Origin of the sequence: Exiguobacterium sp. A1_3_1 (assembly GCF_048985645.1) — a bacterium.
Lineage (GTDB): Bacteria > Bacillota > Bacilli > Exiguobacteriales > Exiguobacteriaceae > Exiguobacterium_A > Exiguobacterium_A indicum.
Genome location: NZ_WBYY01000278.1, coordinates 1 through 2,170, shown reverse-complemented (window position 1 = coordinate 2,170; position 2,170 = coordinate 1). Strand labels below are relative to the sequence as shown.

The following is a 2,170-nucleotide window of genomic DNA, read 5'->3' as shown; positions in this document are numbered from 1 at the left end:
TGGGCTCGGAGATGTGTATAAGAGACAGCATCTATACGATTGCTGAAGAAACGACACAATTTTATGCGGCTTCGACACAGGCTCATCGGATTACGTTCCGTCACGAGGGAAATCAGTTGCCTGTCATTGAAGCAGACGAAGAAAAAATCAGACAGTTGCTCAATAATTTATTGAATAATGCGGTGAAATATTCACCATCTGGTGGTGCGATCGATGTCGTACTCACGACATCACTTGATCAAGTCATTCTTCAAGTTCGAGATGAGGGAATCGGGATTCCAGAACAATCGCTGAGTCGTCTATTCGAAAAGTTCTATCGCGTCGATAACTCGGATAGTCGAAAAATTGGTGGGACTGGTCTAGGACTAGCTATCTGTAAGGAAATCGTCACGGGTCATGGCGGAGAAATTCATGTCGAGTCAGTCGTGAAGGAAGGTAGTCTTTTTACCGTCAAATTCCCACTTGTCCAGTCTACACATGTGACAATCTCCTGAAAAAACCATATATCAACAAAATAACACTAGGTGTTCGTCCTGAAATCAGATACGATGAAATAGGAAAAGAAAGGAGGAAATGAAATGCCAATCACAGCATTCGTTCACACACACGTCTTACTTTGGGTACTTTTATTGGTTACGTTCTTCGTCGCTTTTTCGATGTACAAGAACAACAAAAAAGCTGCAAAAGGGATTCATATGGCGTTCCGTCTGTTGCTCTTATTGACGTTCGCGACAGGTCTTTATCTGTACATCAAAATTATGGGGATGTCTGAAAATCCAGACCCACTCTACCATGCGAAGATTACACTTGGCTTATTGTCGCTCATCTTCGGAGAGTTGACACTTGTTCGACTTAAAAAAGGAAAAGCTTATTCCGGTTTCGTCATCGGATTCATCGTGCTCGTCCTTGTGACAGTATTCCTAGGCTATTCACTCCCATACGGTATGAAATTCTTCTAAGTTCATGCGGGATCAAAGAGTCCTTTTCGACCTCATAGGTTGAAAAGGACTCTTTTTGTCATGTTCGTTAGTAATTTTTGTTTACAAGTGGTTGTTATTTGGGAAAAGGGATGTATTAAACAGTAGAGAGGGGAACGCTTGTGGCACAGTTGAAGGAATGGACGAAAGTTTTCCGAGCACGAAAATGGATGAAACGCGCAGAACCGGTGTTACCACTTTGGCATGGGTATATCGGTTATAAATATGGATTATTCGATGCTCTTCAAACAGGAGCAACACAAGCAGAGGCACAGCTACGGATGCAGCGTCCGCTGACACAGGAAGCGTTATCCCGCTGGTTCGAAGTCGGCGTTGCAGTCGGTCACTTGAAGAAAAAAGATTTACGCTATACAGCGACTCGCCATGTTCTTCCGGAACTCTCTCAATCAGACGATCGGAGTATCGGATTCATGTTATCGGAAATGATGGAGTTGCACTTGCCAGCACTATTCTCTTATCCTCAATTTTTAGAAGAGGGTCAACAAAAGACTTTTAATGGAGAGGAACATGGAGACATCGTAGCTGAAACTTCAGCTCTCGTTGAGACTGTTGCTTTCCCAGCAGTACGCCATATCATTCGGAGTCGTAATCTGACCTCACTACTTGATATTGGTTGTGCTTATGGTGGGTATCTCCGTAAAATCCATGAGGCATTGCCGGACTTACGACTTGCCGGAATCGATATTGAAGAATCCGTCATCGCAGAAGCAAAACGACGAGATACGAGCGGAGAGATTGATTTTGTCGTTGGAGACATTAAAACGTTTGATGTGAAAGAGACATATGACGGTGTCATGATGAATAATATTTTGTATTACTTCCCGCAACCGGAACGCCTTGCACTATTAAAAGGAGTTCGTCGTTTCGTCAAGGATGATGGAACAGTCATTCTCGTCACACCATTACGTGACAGTTCACATGGTGCACCTTTCTCAGCAGCATTCAATGCCTTCATGACGTTGCATGAGAATCTGTATCCATTACCAAGTAAGGAAGAATTGAAAGAAGATCTAACGAAAGCTGGGTTTGAAAACATTTCGATCACACCATTCTTAAAAGAAGGTGCCTGGTATATCGTCACTGCAAACGCCACTTCCTAAGCGAAGTCTGGCGTTTTTACAGTTAGAAGACAGTTCAAATTTGTTGCTTTTACTATGTGCTTAGTATAATAG

The 2,170-nt window shown here is 42.9% G+C and carries 3 protein-coding genes; all 3 read left to right on the top strand.

The features are described from left to right. Positions 1-494: sensor histidine kinase (locus F8N00_RS17680; protein ID WP_421018710.1), on the top strand; the 494-nt coding region annotated here is incomplete at its 5' end. Between the two features lie 84 nt (positions 495-578). Further along, positions 579-959, top strand: coding sequence for a DUF1516 family protein (locus F8N00_RS17675; RefSeq protein WP_023467392.1), 381 nt, complete (start codon positions 579-581; stop codon positions 957-959). 140 nt (positions 960-1,099) lie between these two features. Further along, positions 1,100-2,098 carry a class I SAM-dependent methyltransferase gene (locus tag F8N00_RS17670; RefSeq protein WP_023467393.1) on the top strand — a complete coding sequence of 333 codons (999 nt, stop codon included), beginning with the start codon at positions 1,100-1,102 and terminating at the stop codon, positions 2,096-2,098. Positions 2,099-2,170 lie beyond the last annotated feature (72 nt).